Source organism: Streptomyces sp. NPDC057682, from assembly GCF_042799575.1.
In the GTDB taxonomy this organism is placed as follows: domain Bacteria; phylum Actinomycetota; class Actinomycetes; order Streptomycetales; family Streptomycetaceae; genus Streptomyces.
In genome coordinates this window covers 39,346-53,300 of record NZ_JBHVIN010000011.1, presented here as the reverse complement: position 1 = coordinate 53,300, position 13,955 = coordinate 39,346, and the positions used below count along the sequence as shown (strand labels likewise).

Sequence of the window (13,955 nt, the reverse complement as noted above, 5' to 3'; positions counted from 1 at the left end):
CTGGGGAGTTGGGAAAGGAGCCTGCGCATCCGGCTGCACCGGCTCCCGCTCCCGGAGTACCCTTCCTTGATCGTTGGTGGGGGAGTGGAAGGCGGTGCGCGGGTGAGCTCGGGAGGGTTCGAGCTGCCCCCGGGTGACACGGGTCACGAGGGGGATCTGGCCGATGTCCCACCCGGGGCGGTCTCGGTGGCGCAGCCGCTGGAGATCGGTGCGGAACTGGACTGGGGCGCGGACGCCTGGAGCGAGGTGCGCACCCGTGCGCAGCGGGCCGGCCGCGCCTACATCTGGCTGAACCTCGTGGAGCAGCGGCTGCGCGCGGTCGTCGCCGCGGTGCTGCGGCCCATCTACGAACCGGTCCACGGCGAGGACTGGGTGGTGGCCGCCGCCGGCCCCGCCGGCCAGGAGTGGGTGCAGCGCGCCGTCGCCGTGCGCGAGGTCTCCCGGCGCAAGGGCTATCTGCTGGACCCGGCCGACGACAACGTCCTGAGCTTCCTCACCCTGCCGCAGCTGCGCGAGCTGATGGTCCAGCACTGGCCCTGCTTCGAGCCCTACTTCGACGACCGCCGCGATGTGGAGCTGGCGCTGGACGAGCTGGAGGTCGCCCGCAACGTGGTCTCCCGCAACCGCGCGCTCAACGAGGCGGTGCTCGCCCAGGCCGAGCGGGCCTCCGCCCGGCTGCTGGAGATCCTGGGCAGCGGCGCCGGGGTGCCCTCCGCCGACCGGCTCCCGGTCGACGCGGTGGAGGAGCTGGTCGGCGACCGGTACGCGGACGTGGTCTCCGTCCACCCCGACCGGGTGCGGCTCCAGCGCCAGCTGCCGGCCGAGGACCTGTTCGGCGGGGCGCGCCGGCTGGACGCCATCGGCATAGGGCTCAACCTGCTCGTGCAGAACTTCTCCGGGCGCCGGCTGATCCGGCTCGCCGAGTCGGGGTGCCGGGTCCGGCTGCTGTTCATCAATCCGGCCAGCAGTGCGGTCAAGCGGCGCGAACGGGAGCTGGGGCTGAAGAAGGGCGAGCTGAGCCGTTCGGTGGAGATGAACATCCTCCATATGCGCCGGGTCCGCTCCAAGCTCCGCGATCCGGGCGCCTTCGAGATCCACGTCTTCGACGAGACCCCGCGCTTCACGGCCTATCTGGTGGACGGCGACGGGGCCAACGCGGTGGGGGTCGTCCAGACCTATCTGCGCCGGGCCCGGGGTATGGAGGCCCCGGTGCTGGTGCTGCGGGGCGGCGGACGGGCGGTGGTGCGGGCCGGGCAGGACACCGAGCACGGACTGTTCGAGACGTACCGCGAGGAGTTCGAGTCCGTGTGGACGGACTCCCGCCCGGTCTCCTGAGACCGCCCCGGGCGTTGTCAGTGGGCCGTGCGAAGGTGTTCGTCATCTGGGGGAGCACCACGAAGGAGGTACGGGATGAGCTGGCACCGGCAGGCGCTGGTCGGCTTCGACCTGGAGACGACGGGGACGGAGCCGCTGGAGGCGCGGATCGTGACGGCCGCGGTCGTGCGGGTCGACGGCGCGGGGGGCGAGCCGTCCGAGCGGCGCACCTGGCTGGCCGACCCGGGGATCAGGATTCCGGCGCAGGCGTCCGCGATCCACGGCATCAGCAGTGAGCGGGCCGCCGCCGAGGGCCGGCCGGCGCGCGAGGTGGCCGACGAGGTGGCCGACGCGCTGACGGACCACTGGCGCCGCGGGGTGCCGGTCGTGGCGTACAACGCGGCGTTCGACCTGACGCTGCTCACGGCCGAACTGCACCGCCACGGACTGCCCTCGCTCACCGAGCGGCTGGGCGGCGAGGGCATCGGCCCGGTCGTCGACCCGTACACGATCGACCGCGCCGTCGACCGCTACCGCAAGGGCAAGCGCAATCTGGAAGCGGTCTGCGTCGAGTACGGAGTGGTCCACGGGGGAGCGCACGACGCGGGTGCCGACGCGCTGGCCGCCGTGCGCGTGGCGTACGCCATAGCCCACCGGCACCGCTCCGTCGCCGCCCTGTCGGCGGCCGAGCTGCACGAGCGCCAGATCGTCTGGTACGCGGAGTGGGCCGCCGACTTCCAGCAGTTCCTGCGCCGCAAGGGCACGGCGGACGCCGTGATCGACGGCCGCTGGCCGGTGCGGGAGCCGGTGTCCGAGGCGGTGCCGACCGGGACCGGGTCCGGGTCCGGGTCCGGGTCGCAAAGATAGGACATACCGGGGCTTTTCATTCGGCGCGGAGCCGTCAGAACGGGTACCAGCGCACCTCGGGGTCGCCGTCGCGGAGCGATGCCACCCTGCGGCGGAACTCGGCGAGCGCCTTCGGGTTCGTCGGGGCGTGCTGGGCGACCCAGGCACAGCTGGCCGTCTCCCGCGCCCCGCGCAGCACCGCACAGCCGTCCCACTCGCGCACGTCCCAGCCGTAGGCCGCGGTGAACGCGTCATAGGCCCCGGCCGGCAGGCCGTAGCGGTCGCGGGACAGGGCGAGGACGACGAGGTCGTGCTCGCGCAGGTCCGAGGAGAAGGTCTCCAGGTCCACCAGGACCGGGCCGTCCGGGCCGACGTGGACATTGCGCGTGAGCGCGTCGCCGTGGATCGGGCCCGGGGTCAGCCGGGGGACCAGCCCGGCGGCGGCAGCGGCGAAACCGTCGCGCCGCTCGCGCAGATAGGCCGCGTCCGCCGGGTCGATCGCTTCGCCCGCCAGCCGCAGCCAGCGCTCCACGCCGCCCAGCAGCTCGCGCGGCGGCAGCGTCAGCCCCTCCGGGGCGGGCAGGGCGTGCACGGCGGCGAGCAGCGGCCCCAGGTCCTTCGGCTCGGCGGGGCGCACGGCCTGCGGCAGCCGGTGCCACACGGTCACGGGATGGCCGTCGACCAGCCGCGCCCCGGGCTCGGCGGCCCGCACGGCCGGCACACCGGAGCCGGCCAGCCAGCGGGCCACGGCGACCTCGCGCTCGGCCCGGTCCCACAGCTCCGGGCTCGCCCCGGCGTCCCGGCCGACCTTGACGACCAGGTCCCCGACGGCGAAGACCGCGTTCTCACCCAGCGCGATCAGCTCCGCGTCGCCGGACAGACCGGCGGCGCCCAGCACCTCGCGCGCTCGCATCTCGTTCATGGGTCCGATTTTCGCATCCGTGCAGGCCGCCTTGACGAACCGACGGTCCGTCAGGACCATGACGGTGGCCACCTGAGCGGCCAGAACGGTATCAAGCCGGTCGAATCACGCAAGGGGGTCGTCTTCATGACATTGGCTGGTGCAACCGTTTCGTCCGGGCGGAGTGCTCCCCCGGGCACCCGGCCCGGCGCCCGGGGCGGACCGCCCGCCCGGAGCGGCGCGGGCGCCTGGTTCCTGGTGCTGCCCGCCCTGATCCCGATCCTGCTGCTGAGCGTCGTACCGATCGTGTACGGCATCGCGCTGGCGTTCACCGACGCCCAGTCCGGGCGCACCCGCTCCATCCAGTGGATCGGGACCCTGAACTTCCGGGACCTGCTCCACGACGGACTGTTCTGGGAGTCGTTCCGGATCGGCCTGGTCTGGGCCGTCGGCGTCACCGTCCCGCAGTTCGTGCTGGCCCTCGGCCTGGCCCTGCTCCTCAACGAGAACCTGCGGCTGCGCTGGCTGGCCCGCGCCCTCGCGATCGTGCCCTGGGCGATGCCCGAGGTCGTCGTCGGCATCATGTGGCGCCTGGTCTACAACCCGGACGCCGGCATCCTCAACGAGACGATCCGCGATCTCGGGCTGGGCGACGGCCGGGACTGGCTGACCGGGCTCGCCACCGCACTGCCGGCGGTGATCCTCGTCGGCGTCTGGGCCGGAATGCCGCAGACCACGGTCGCGCTGCTGGCCGGACTCCAGAACACCCCGCACGAACTCCACGAGGCCGCGGCCCTGGACGGCGCGGGCGCCTGGCGCCGCTTCAGGACGGTGACCTGGCCCGCGCTGCGGCCCGTCGCCCTCTCCATCACCGCGCTCAACTTCATCTGGAACTTCAACGCCTTCGCCCTGGTCTACGTGCTGACCAACGGCGGCCCCGGCGGCCGGACCCGGCTGCCGATGCTCTTCGCGTACGAAGAGGCGTTCCGCTACGGACAGTTCGGCTACGCCGCCGCGATGGGCTGTGTGATGGTCGCGGTGATCTCCGTGATCCTCGCCGTGTACCTCGCCGGACGGCTCAGGGGAGGCGAGGACCGATGAGCATGCGCACCAGCCGGCCCGCACGCGCCGGACAGTACCTGGCACTCCTCTGCTACCTGGTCTTCCTGGCCTTCCCGTTCCTCTGGCTGATCTCCACCGCCTTCAAACCCGCGCCCGAACTGGGCTCCCTCCACCCCACCTGGATCCCCCAGCACCCCACGCTCGACAACTTCCGGCAGGCCTTCGACGAACAGCCGCTGCTGCGGGCCGCCGCCAACTCGCTGCTCGTGGCGCTCGGCGCGGGCGTGATCGCGGTCGTCGTCGCGACCCCGATGGCGTACGTCATCGCCCGCGCCCGCACCCGGCTCTCCGCCGCCGCGACCGGCTGGGTCGTCGTCAGCCAGGCCTTCCCCTTCGTCCTGCTGATCATCCCGCTCTTCCTGATCCTCAAGGAACTGCGCCTGATCAACACGCTCTGGGGGCTGACCCTGGTCTACGTGGTGTGGGCGCTGCCCTTCGCGCTCTGGATGCTCGTCGGCTACGTACGGGCCGTACCGGCCGAACTGGAGGAGGCGGCCGCGGTCGACGGGGCGGGCCGGCTGCGCATCCTCGTCTCGGTCACCGCCCCGCTGCTCGCCCCCGGCATCGTCGCCACCGCGCTCTTCGCCTTCGTCACCGCGTGGAACGAGTTCTTCTTCGCCCTCGTGCTGCTCAAGACCCCCGAGAAACAGACCCTGCCGGTCGTCCTGACCCACTTCCTGGGCGCCGAGGGCGCCAGCGACCTCGGACCGCTGGCCGCCGCCGCGTTCCTCGCCACCCTTCCCTCGCTCCTCCTCTTCGCCGTCATCCAGCGCCGGATCACCGGCGGCATGCTGGCCGGGGCGGTGAAGAGCTGATGCGCGCCCTCGCCCGCACCGCCGCCGCCGCGGCCACCGCCCTCGCCCTGCTGCTCACCGGCTGCGCCGGCGGCGGGGACGGCGGGACGGACGGCACGATCCGGCTCCGCTTCCAGTCGCTGGCCTGGCAGAAGGAGTCCGTCGACATCAACAGACGGCTGGTGAAGGAGTGGAACGCGAGCCATCCGGACGTCCAGGTCCAGTACGTCCAGGGCAGCTGGGACAGCGTCCACGACCAGCTCCTCACCTCCTTCGAGGGCGGCGAGGCGCCCGATGTCATCCACGACGCCTCCGACGACCTGGCGGACTTCGCGTACGGCGGATACCTCGCCGATCTGCGGACCCTGCTGCCGGACCGGCTGAGGGCCGACATCCCCGAACGGAGCTGGGAGACCGCCACTTTCGACGGCGGTGTGTACGGCGTGCCCTTCCTCCAGGAACCGCGCGTCCTGATCGCCAACAGCCGGATCCTCAAGGAGTCCGGGGTCCGGATCCCGACCCCGGCGAAGCCCTGGACCTGGCCCGAGTTCCGCCAGGTCACCCGGGAACTGACCGGGAAGGGCCGCTACGGGATCGCCTGGCCGCTCAAGGAACCCGTCTCCGTCACGCTCAACCTGGGCCTGTCGGCGGGCGGCGAACTGTTCCACCGGGGCGCCGACGGCAAGGTCACCGTGGCCGTGGAGGCGGGCGACCGGGTGGTCCCCGACACCATCGCGGCCCAGGTGAACACCGACCACAGCGCCGCCCGCACCGCGCTCGGCATGGGCGGCGGCGACACCCTCCCCGGCCTCTTCGGCGGCAAGTACGCCATGGTGCCGCTCGGCTTCTCCTACCGCCAGCAGGTGGTGGAACAGGCCCCGAAGGGCTTCGAGTGGACCGTGCTGCCCGCTCCGGCCGGCCGCGGAGGCACCGCCCAGGGGGTGAGCCCGCAGACCCTGTCCGTTGCCGAGGACAGCCCGCACAAGAAGGAGGCCGTGGAGTTCATCGACTTCCTGCTGCGGCCGGAGAACATGGTGCGCCTGGCCAAGGGGGACTGGATGCTGCCCACCGGCACGGCCGCGCTGGCCGACCCCGCCCTGCACACCCCGGAGCTGGGCTGGGCCACCGGCGCCGCCCTCGCCGCAGGGCTGCGCCCGGCCCCGGCCCAGTCCGTGCGCGGCTACCCCGAGTGGAAGGACAAGGTCGCCACGCCCGCGTACCAGGAGTACTACAGCGGAGCCATCGACGCCGGGGAGCTGACCGGCCGTCTGGTCGGCGACGGCAACCGGGTCCTGGCCCGCTACCAGCGCTGACGCACGCATCCGCCCTCCCCGGCTCCGAGGGAGGGCGGATCCGTGTGTCGGCGTCGCCGGGCTTGCCCCCGGGGCACCGGGTCCAAGCCCCATACACGTAAAGGTGATCGGGGTATCGCGAAACGGGTGAGGGCGTCCTGTGACGAAAGATTCACGACTGCGTCGGAGCCGTAGGAAGGCCTTGAACTGTGCGCGTCAATCGGTCAGGGTTTCGAGCCAGCCCCCGGAGATCTTCCGGCCGAGGGCCAATCCCCCCACAAAGAATGACGAGGAGACCCCTCTTCATGGCACTTCACAAGCGCGCACGCCGGTTCAAGCTGACCGCCGCCGTCACCGCGGTGGCCGCGGCCGCCGGAGTCACCCTGCTGGGCACCCCGTTCGCCGGGGCCGCACCCGCCCCCGCCACCGGCAAGGTGTACGGCGCCGACGCGGCCACCGCCGTCGCCGGCAGCTACATCGTGATGCTGGACCACAAGGCCGACAAGTCCGAACTCGCCGCCAAGTACGGCGGAAAGCTCAAGCGCGACTACAGCTCCGCCATCAACGGCTTCTCCGCCAGCGGGCTCTCGGAGACCGAGGCGAGCCGCCTCGCCGCCGACCCGGCCGTCTCCAAGGTCGTCCAGAACAAGAAGTTCCACATCGACGCCACCCAGGACAACCCGCCGTCCTGGGGCCTGGACCGCATCGACCAGACGGAGACCGCCGGGGACAACGCGTACACCTACCCCGACAGCGCGGGCGAGGGCGTCACCGCGTACGTCATCGACACCGGGGTCCGCACCACCCACGAGGAGTTCGAGGGCCGGGCCACCTCCGGCTACGACGCCGTGGACGACGACGACAGCGCGGACGACGGCCACGGCCACGGCACCCATGTGGCCGGCACCATAGCCGGGGCCACGTACGGCGTCGCCAAGAACGCCAAGATCGTCGCCGTCCGGGTGCTCGACGACTCCGGCTCGGGCACCACCGAGCAGGTCGTCGCCGGCATCGACTGGGTCACCGAGAACCACGAGGGCCCGTCCGTCGCCAACATGAGCCTCGGCGGCGGCGCCGACGAGGCGCTCGACGCGGCCGTCCAGAAGGCCATCGCCTCCGGCGTCACCTTCGCCGTCGCCGCCGGCAACGAGTCCTCCGACGCCGGCGGGGGCTCCCCCTCGCGGGTGCCCGAGGCCATCACCGTCGCCTCGTCCACGGTGGACGACGAGCAGTCCTCGTTCTCCAACTACGGACCGGTCGTGGACATCTACGCCCCGGGCTCGGACATCACCTCGTCCTGGAACACCGGCGACGACGCGTCCAACACCATCTCCGGCACCTCCATGGCGACCCCGCACGTCGTCGGCGCCGCCGCGGTCTACCTGTCCGGCCACCCGGACGCCACCCCGGAGGAGGTGGCGACGGCACTCACCGAGGGAGCCACCCCGGACGCCATCACCAACGCCACCGAGGGCACCGCCAACAAGCTGCTGAAGATCGTCGAATAGCACAGCGCCGCCCACCAGCGACCGCCGCGCCCTCCCCCACGGGGCGCGGCGGCCGCGTGTGCGCGGGGGACTGTCCTAAGGTCTGCACATGATCAGAACCGAACACACGGCCGGAGGCCCCGCGTGAGCGTGCCGTCCCCGGCCCTGGCCGCCGCGGTCGAGGGCGAACTGCGCCTCCTCGACCCGCTGGTCCGGTCCTCCGCCGACCTCCTCCTCCAGGTCCTGCACCCCGACTTCCACGAGGTCGACACCACCGGCCGCCGCTGGGACCGCGCCATGGTCGTCGCCGCCCTGATCGCGGACGAGGCCCCGAGGCCCGGCCAGCTCACCGCCTCCGGGATGCGCGGCGTCCAGCTCGGCGACACGCTCGTCCACCTCACCTACGAGACCGAGATCAAGGGCAGGCGCGCCCACCGCAGTTCCCTGTGGCGGCGCACCGGGACGCGCTGGCTCCTCTACTACCACCAGGCCACCCCGTACGACGGCGCCGAGCCCGCCACCTGATCCGCACGGAGGTCAGCGTCGGGCCGCCCGCTGCGCCCGCGCCGCCCACCGGCCGTCCGTGCGCGAGATCCGCACCGGATGGCCGAAGCAGTCGCTGACCAGCTCCGTCGTCAGCACCTCGTCGGCCGCCCCCGAGGCCGTGCACCGCCCGCCGCGCAGCAGCATCGCGTGCGTGGTGGAGGCGGGCAGCTCCTCCAGATGATGGGTGACCAGCACCGTCGCCAGCTCCGGATGCTCCTCGCGCAGCGCGTCCAGACTGTCCAGCAACTGCTCCCGGGCGGCCAGGTCCAGACCGGTGGCCGGTTCGTCCAGTAGCAGCAGCCGGGGCCGGGGCATCAGCGCGCGGGCGATCAGCGTCCGGCCCCGCTCGCCCTGCGACAGCGCCGGCCAGCGCGAATCCGTCTTGCCGCCCATGCCCAGCATCTTCAGCAGCCGCTCCGCCCGTTCCCGCTGCTCCGCCGTCGGCGACCAGCGCGGCACCGGCTCGACCGAGTTCGTCAGACCGGTCAGCACCACGTCCTTCACGCTCAGCGGGGAACGCAGCGGATGACGCGGATTGACGTGCCCCAACAGCGTCCGCAGCTCCCGCAGGTCGACCCGGCCGAGCGTGCGCCCCAGCACCTCCACCGAGCCCCGGGTGGGGTGGGTGACCGCGCCCAGCAGACCGAGCAGGGTGCTCTTGCCCGCACCGTTGGCACCGAGCAGCGCCCAGTGCTCCCCGGAGTGCACGGTCAGCGAGACCGCGTCCAGCAGGACGTTCCCGTCGCGGACGAGCGCGACGCCGTCCGCCCGGATCACCGGTGTCCGGGCGGCGGGGGAGGACTGGACGGGGACGGTGGTCGTGGTCACGTGCGGGAGCTCCTTCATGCCGGTGCGAGCGCCTCCAGGCGGCTCATGTCCTCGGTGGTCAGCCGGATGTCGCGCGCCCCCAGGTTCTCCGCCAGATGGACGGCCGAACCGGTGCCCGGGGTCGGGCACAGCACGGGGGAGCGGTGCAGCAGCCAGGCGAGGGCGATCTGTCCGCGGGTGGCGCCGTGGCCGTCCGCGACCGCGTCCAGCGCGGCGGCCGTGTCACCGGTCAGCGCGCCGTTCGCCAGGGGGAACCAGGGCAGGAACGCCAGGCCGTGGGCCTCGCACATCTTCAGCACCGCGTCCGAGGCGCGGTCGAGAAGATGGAAGCGGTTCTGCACCGAGACGATCCCGGTCAGGGAGAGCGCCTGCTCCAGCTGCTCGGCGGTGAGGGTGTCCAGGCCGATGTACCGGATCTTACCCTCCTGCCGCAATCCCTCCAGCGCCCCCAGCTGCTCGTCCATCGGCACCCGCGGGTCCAGCCGGTGCAGCTGGTAGAGGTCGATCCGGTCGGTCCGCAGCCGCCGCAGGCTCGCCTCGCACATCGCCCGCAGCTCCTCGGGCCGCCCCGCGACGTGCCAGGCGCTGTCCCCGGTCCGCACCACCCCGCCCTTGGTGGCGATCACCACCTCCTCGCGGTACGGGTGCAGCGCCTCGGCCACCAGTTCCTCGGCCAGCTCCGGACCGTAGTTGTCCGCCGTGTCGATCAGCGTCACCCCCGCGTCGACCGCCGCCCGCAGCACCGCGACCGCGTCGGCGCGGTCCCCGCGCGGGCCCCAGTACCCGGGGCCGGTCAGCTGGGCGGTGCCGTAACCGAGCCGGCGGACCGGCAGCTCGCCGCCCAGGAGGAACATGTCATCGGGTGAGGGAAGTGCGCTGTTCATGGGGGAACGGTAGTCCGCGCCCGGATCCGGCCCGGGGCCCGGGGCTGTCGCCTTTCTTCAATACGGGCCGCCCGGCCCCTCCTACCGTGGCACGCATGAAGACCGAGCACGCCCATATGACCGAATGCGCCGCCGAGGCGGCCCGGGTGGCCCGCGCCGTGCGCCCCGCCCAGCTCGACGGCACCGCGACCCCCTGTGCGGACTGGGACGTCCGCACCCTCGTGAACCACTGGGTGCTCTACACCTCGCACGGACTGGAGCACCGCGCCCTGCGCACCGAACTGCCCGGGGAACTGGTCGACCGCGACTTCACCGCCGACGCCGACTGGGCCGAGCGGTACGCCGCCCAGCTAGACCGGGCCGTCGCCGCCTGGTCGGACCCCGCCGTCTGGGAGGGCACCATCGGCACCGGCGACCTGGCCTCCCCGGCCGCCGAGTACGCCGCGATGCTCATCGAGGAGACCGTCCTGCACACCTGGGACGTCGCCCGCGCCACCGGCCAGGAGCTCCGGCTCTCCGACGGGGCCGCCGCGTACCTGCTGGCGACCGTCGAGGGCAACGCCGCGCTGTACCGGAGTTACGAGGGCTTCGGCGGCGAGGTCGCCGTGGACCCCGGCGCCACCGTCCTCACCCGCGCCCTGGCCGCGTCCGGCCGCGACCCCGAATGGCGCCCCGCCGGGTGAATGGCCCAGTCGGAAGCTTCCCGAATGGCCCGTGAGACCGAGCCACCGGCTGCCTAGGCTCGTCCCATGACCACACAGCGCGCCCCGGAGACGGGCAGGACCGTCGTCGACCTCTACTTCGACCCGGCCTGCCCGTTCGCCTGGATCACCTCACGCTGGATGCTGGAGGTCGAACGGCACCGCCCGGTCGACCTCCGCTTCCATGTGATGAGCCTCTATCTGCACAACACCGGCAACGAACTCCCCGACTGGTACCGCACCCTCGTCGACAAGTCGATCGGCCCCGTCCGCGTCGCCGCGGCTGCCGCGGCCCTGCGCGGCGAGGAGATCCTGCGGGACCTCTACACGGCCTACGGGACCCGGATCCACCGGGAGAAGAACGAGGACTTCGACGAGGTGATCGCCCAGTCCCTCGACGAACTGGGCCTGCCCGCCGAACTGGCCGACACCGCCCACTCCGAGGAGTACGACGAGGCGGTCCGCGCCCGGCACGACGCGGGCAGGGACCCGGCCGCCGACGGCTACGTGGGCACCCCCACCCTGCACGTCGACGGAACCGTCTGGTTCGGGCCGGTGCTGCGGGCCGTCCCGCGCGGCGAGGAGGCGGCCCGGCTCTTCGACAGCTTCCGGGCGCTCGCCGCCCACCCCGACTTCTTCGAGCTGAAGCGCACCCGCACCGGCGGCCTCGACCTGGGCTGAGCCCGACGGAAGGGCCCGGCCCGGACCGGGCGCCGGGCCGGGTCGAACGGATCAGGCGCTCAGCCGGGCCGGACGCGTCCGTTCGGCACACGCCTCGTCGTACCGGTCCAGCAGCAGCCGGGCCAGCTCCGGCGCCGGACCCAGCACCCCGGACAGCACCTCGGCACCGGCCTCGGCCGCCCCCGCCGCTATGCGGTCCGGAAGGCGGCCGGGCGCGATGACGTACGGGGCGACCGCCACCCGGCGGACCCCTTCGGCCCGCAGGGCCCGTACCGCGTCCTCGGTCCGGGGAACGCCCCCGGACCGTACAGCGGAGGCGAACGCAGGCCGCACGGAACACCAACCGGTGTGCCGCAGCTCCCGCGCGATTTCAGCGATCACTGCGCCCGCCTCCGGGTCTGTGGAGCCCGCCGAGGCCAGGACCAGCCCCGTCGAGCCGCGGTCGCCGGGACGGATCCCGGCCTCCCGCAACCGCCGCTCCAGCGCGGCGTTCAGCAGCGGCGAGGGCCCCAGCACCTCGGCCTGCCGCACCCGCAGACGGGGAAGCCCGGCACGGGCCTCCCGCAGCACCGCGGGGATGTCGGACTTGGCGTGGAACGCCCGGGTGAGCAGCAGCGGAAGCGCCACCACCTCGTCCGACCCCTCGCCGGCCAGCCGCTCCAGGACCCGCGGCACCGACGGCGCGTTGAAGTCCAGGAACCCGGTCTCCACCCGCAGCCCCGGCCGCAGCGCCCGGACCCGCGCGGTCAGCGCGTGCACGGTCGCGGCGTGCCGGGCATCACGGCTGCCGTGGGCGACGACGAGAAGGACCGGAGCGGTCATGACGGGCACTCAGTTCCTGACCAGGAGACCGCGGCTGCGCAGCACCCACCGCTCCAGCGGGCTGAAGATGAGCAGATCGATCGCGATGCCGACGAACAGGATCAGCAGGATGGCGAGGAAGATCCCCGGCATGTCCGCGTTGTTGCGCCCGTTCTCCAGCAACTGGCCGAGCCCCAGCCCGAGATCGGGCGAGGAGGCGATGATCTCGGCGGCCATCAGCGAACGCCAGGAGAACGCCCAGCCCTGCTTCAGACCGGCCAGATAGCCCGGCAGCGCGGCCGGCATGACGATGAACCAGGTCCCGCGCAGCCCGGTCGCGCCCAGCGTCCGGCCCGCCCGCAGGAACAGCGGCGGCACCTGGTCGACCCCGGAGACCAGACCGTTGGCGATCGAGGGCACCGCGCCCAGCAGGATCACCGCGAACATCATCCGGTCGTTGAGACCGAGCCAGATCACGGCCGGAGCCACCCAGGCCACCGACGGCAGGGACTGGAGTCCGGAGAGGATCGGGCCGATCGCGGCCCGCACCAGCTTCACCCGCGCCACCAGCAGCCCCAGCGGCGTACCGATCGCCACCGACAGCAGGAAACCGAGCAGACCGCGCGAGACGCTGGTCCAGACGACCTCCAGCAGGGTGCCCTGGCGCCACATGTCGCCGATGCTCTCCCCGACCGCGGACGGGGACGGCAGCTTGTAGTCGTCGGTCACCTTCGCCCAGACGAGCAGCTGCCAGACCACCAGCACCAGGGCCACCGCGACCACCGGCGGCAGCACCTTGCGCAGCAGCACCTCGCGCACCGGGGTGCGATGGACCTGCACGGCGTCCAGGGCGTCGAGACCGGCCTCCAGGCCGGCCAGGTCGTCCGGCTTCACGGCGCCCGGACCGCTCCCGCCGGACCCCGGTGCGTCCGACGTGACATCAGTGCTGGCCATGACGGCGGATCTCCCCACGCAGTTGTTCGGTGATCTCGACGGACAGTTCCGCCACGGCGGTGTCCTCGATACGGCGCGGGTGCTCGATGTCGACCGTCCACTCCCGGGCCACCCGGCCCGGCCGGGAGGAGAGCAGCACCACGCGCTGGGCGAGCCGTACGGCCTCGCGCACATTGTGTGTGACGAACAGGACGGACACGTTCGTCTCGCGCCAGATCCGGGTCAGCTCGTCGTGCAGCACATCCCGGGTGATCGCGTCGAGCGCGGCGAACGGCTCGTCCATCAGCAGCAGTTGGCTGTCCTGGGCCAGCGCGCGGGCCATCGCCACCCGCTGCCGCATCCCGCCGGACAGCTCGTGCACGCGCTTGCCGTGGGCCCCGCCCAGACGCACCAGCTCCAGCAGCCGTTCCGACTCCTGGCGGCGCTCCGCCTTGGGGACACCGCGCAGCCGCAGCGCCAGTTCGATGTTCTTGCCCGCGGTCAGCCACGGGAACAGGGCGTGCTCCTGGAACATCAGGGCCGGCCGCCCGCCGGGGGTCTCGATGGTCCCCCCGGTCGGGCGGTCGAGTCCGGCCACCAGGTTGAGCAGCGTCGACTTCCCGCACCCGGAGGCTCCCAGGAGGGTGACGAACTCACCCGGGGCGACATCGAGCGTGATGTCGTCCAGGACCAGCTGCTGTCCCGTGGGCCCGGAGAAGGACTTCGAGACATGGTCGATACGAGCGGCGTGCCCGACCGAGACGCGTTCCTCGGCCTTGGTGAGGGTGGTCGCCATGGTCGTCACCTCCTGGGGTCGTCGAGCGG

The 13,955-nt window shown here is 72.7% G+C and carries 15 protein-coding genes; 9 read left to right on the top strand and 6 right to left on the bottom strand.

The window, feature by feature from the left end; translation table 11 throughout:
- Window positions 1-102: 102 nt before the first annotated feature.
- Window positions 103-1,335: an SAV2148 family HEPN domain-containing protein gene (locus ACFVDM_RS20905; RefSeq protein WP_383641837.1), complete on the top strand. Its 1,233-nt coding sequence runs from the start codon at window positions 103-105 to the stop codon at window positions 1,333-1,335.
- Between the two features lie 75 nt (window positions 1,336-1,410).
- Window positions 1,411-2,181 (top strand): 3'-5' exonuclease, encoded by a 771-nt coding sequence (locus ACFVDM_RS20900; RefSeq protein ID WP_383641834.1) that lies wholly within the window; start codon window positions 1,411-1,413, stop codon window positions 2,179-2,181.
- Between the two features lie 34 nt (window positions 2,182-2,215).
- On the opposite strand, the gene ACFVDM_RS20895 is transcribed toward ACFVDM_RS20900, so the two are convergent.
- A complete protein-coding gene (locus ACFVDM_RS20895; protein ID WP_383641831.1) occupies window positions 2,216-3,082 on the bottom strand; it encodes a phosphotransferase enzyme family protein in 867 nt (288 codons plus the stop codon).
- Window positions 3,083-3,208: 126 nt separating this feature from the next.
- Between ACFVDM_RS20895 and ACFVDM_RS20890 the strand changes: the two genes are divergently transcribed.
- The 5 genes from ACFVDM_RS20890 (at window position 3,209) to ACFVDM_RS20870 (ending at window position 8,281) form a co-directional block, all read left to right on the top strand.
- Complete coding sequence (locus tag ACFVDM_RS20890; RefSeq protein ID WP_383641829.1) at window positions 3,209-4,162, top strand: carbohydrate ABC transporter permease; 954 nt, start codon at window positions 3,209-3,211, stop codon at window positions 4,160-4,162.
- Window positions 4,159-4,998: a carbohydrate ABC transporter permease gene (locus ACFVDM_RS20885; RefSeq protein ID WP_383641826.1), complete on the top strand. Its 840-nt coding sequence runs from the start codon at window positions 4,159-4,161 to the stop codon at window positions 4,996-4,998. The genes ACFVDM_RS20890 and ACFVDM_RS20885 overlap by 4 nt, the downstream gene beginning before the upstream one ends.
- Complete coding sequence (locus ACFVDM_RS20880; RefSeq protein ID WP_383641823.1) at window positions 4,998-6,290, top strand: ABC transporter substrate-binding protein; 1,293 nt, start codon at window positions 4,998-5,000, stop codon at window positions 6,288-6,290. Before ACFVDM_RS20885 ends, ACFVDM_RS20880 begins: the two co-directional genes overlap by 1 nt.
- A gap of 284 nt (window positions 6,291-6,574) precedes the next feature.
- The gene (locus ACFVDM_RS20875) at window positions 6,575-7,777 is read left to right on the top strand and encodes a S8 family serine peptidase (RefSeq protein ID WP_383641820.1); all 1,203 of its coding nucleotides are present in this window, start codon (window positions 6,575-6,577) and stop codon (window positions 7,775-7,777) included.
- 123 nt (window positions 7,778-7,900) lie between these two features.
- Entirely contained in the window at window positions 7,901-8,281 is a 381-nt protein-coding gene (locus ACFVDM_RS20870) for a DUF4440 domain-containing protein (protein WP_383641817.1), read from the top strand.
- 12 nt (window positions 8,282-8,293) lie between these two features.
- On the opposite strand, the gene ACFVDM_RS20865 is transcribed toward ACFVDM_RS20870, so the two are convergent.
- Together ACFVDM_RS20865 and ACFVDM_RS20860 are read right to left on the bottom strand one after the other, a co-directional pair.
- A complete protein-coding gene (locus ACFVDM_RS20865) occupies window positions 8,294-9,130 on the bottom strand; it encodes an ABC transporter ATP-binding protein (RefSeq protein WP_383641814.1) in 837 nt (278 codons plus the stop codon).
- A gap of 14 nt (window positions 9,131-9,144) precedes the next feature.
- Window positions 9,145-10,014 carry an aldo/keto reductase gene (locus tag ACFVDM_RS20860; protein ID WP_383641811.1) on the bottom strand — a complete coding sequence of 290 codons (870 nt, stop codon included), beginning with the start codon at window positions 10,012-10,014 and terminating at the stop codon, window positions 9,145-9,147.
- Between the two features lie 95 nt (window positions 10,015-10,109).
- Between ACFVDM_RS20860 and ACFVDM_RS20855 the strand changes: the two genes are divergently transcribed.
- Together ACFVDM_RS20855 and ACFVDM_RS20850 are read left to right on the top strand one after the other, a co-directional pair.
- Window positions 10,110-10,697 carry a TIGR03086 family metal-binding protein gene (locus tag ACFVDM_RS20855; protein WP_383641808.1) on the top strand — a complete coding sequence of 196 codons (588 nt, stop codon included), beginning with the start codon at window positions 10,110-10,112 and terminating at the stop codon, window positions 10,695-10,697.
- A 66-nt stretch (window positions 10,698-10,763) separates the two neighbouring features.
- Window positions 10,764-11,396 carry a DsbA family protein gene (locus ACFVDM_RS20850; RefSeq protein ID WP_383641806.1) on the top strand — a complete coding sequence of 211 codons (633 nt, stop codon included), beginning with the start codon at window positions 10,764-10,766 and terminating at the stop codon, window positions 11,394-11,396.
- A gap of 51 nt (window positions 11,397-11,447) precedes the next feature.
- On the opposite strand, the gene ACFVDM_RS20845 is transcribed toward ACFVDM_RS20850, so the two are convergent.
- Genes ACFVDM_RS20845 through ACFVDM_RS20835 form a run of 3 tightly spaced genes read right to left on the bottom strand, consistent with a single transcriptional unit; the run spans window position 11,448 to window position 13,926 of the window.
- Window positions 11,448-12,218, bottom strand: coding sequence for a sirohydrochlorin chelatase (locus ACFVDM_RS20845; protein ID WP_383641803.1), 771 nt, complete (start codon window positions 12,216-12,218; stop codon window positions 11,448-11,450).
- A 9-nt stretch (window positions 12,219-12,227) separates the two neighbouring features.
- Entirely contained in the window at window positions 12,228-13,151 is a 924-nt protein-coding gene (locus tag ACFVDM_RS20840) for an ABC transporter permease (protein ID WP_383641800.1), read from the bottom strand.
- Complete coding sequence (locus ACFVDM_RS20835) at window positions 13,138-13,926, bottom strand: ABC transporter ATP-binding protein (protein ID WP_383641796.1); 789 nt, start codon at window positions 13,924-13,926, stop codon at window positions 13,138-13,140. Before ACFVDM_RS20835 ends, ACFVDM_RS20840 begins: the two co-directional genes overlap by 14 nt.
- Window positions 13,927-13,955 lie beyond the last annotated feature (29 nt).

Bases quoted from the DNA above. Each gene is read 5' to 3' on its own strand.
- ACFVDM_RS20835 (WP_383641796.1), bottom strand. From the start codon at position 13,926: ATGGCGACCACCCTCACCAAGGCCGAGGAACGCGTCTCGGTCGGGCAC.
- ACFVDM_RS20850 (WP_383641806.1), top strand. From the start codon at position 10,764: ATGACCACACAGCGCGCCCCGGAGACGGGCAGGACCGTCGTCGACCTC.
- ACFVDM_RS20900 (WP_383641834.1), top strand. From the start codon at position 1,411: ATGAGCTGGCACCGGCAGGCGCTGGTCGGCTTCGACCTGGAGACGACG.
- ACFVDM_RS20895 (WP_383641831.1), bottom strand. From the start codon at position 3,082: ATGAACGAGATGCGAGCGCGCGAGGTGCTGGGCGCCGCCGGTCTGTCC.
- ACFVDM_RS20890 (WP_383641829.1), top strand. From the start codon at position 3,209: ATGACATTGGCTGGTGCAACCGTTTCGTCCGGGCGGAGTGCTCCCCCG.
- ACFVDM_RS20875 (WP_383641820.1), top strand. From the start codon at position 6,575: ATGGCACTTCACAAGCGCGCACGCCGGTTCAAGCTGACCGCCGCCGTC.
- ACFVDM_RS20885 (WP_383641826.1), top strand. From the start codon at position 4,159: ATGAGCATGCGCACCAGCCGGCCCGCACGCGCCGGACAGTACCTGGCA.
- ACFVDM_RS20880 (WP_383641823.1), top strand. From the start codon at position 4,998: ATGCGCGCCCTCGCCCGCACCGCCGCCGCCGCGGCCACCGCCCTCGCC.
- ACFVDM_RS20840 (WP_383641800.1), bottom strand. From the start codon at position 13,151: ATGGCCAGCACTGATGTCACGTCGGACGCACCGGGGTCCGGCGGGAGC.
- ACFVDM_RS20855 (WP_383641808.1), top strand. From the start codon at position 10,110: ATGAAGACCGAGCACGCCCATATGACCGAATGCGCCGCCGAGGCGGCC.
- ACFVDM_RS20860 (WP_383641811.1), bottom strand. From the start codon at position 10,014: ATGAACAGCGCACTTCCCTCACCCGATGACATGTTCCTCCTGGGCGGC.
- ACFVDM_RS20845 (WP_383641803.1), bottom strand. From the start codon at position 12,218: ATGACCGCTCCGGTCCTTCTCGTCGTCGCCCACGGCAGCCGTGATGCC.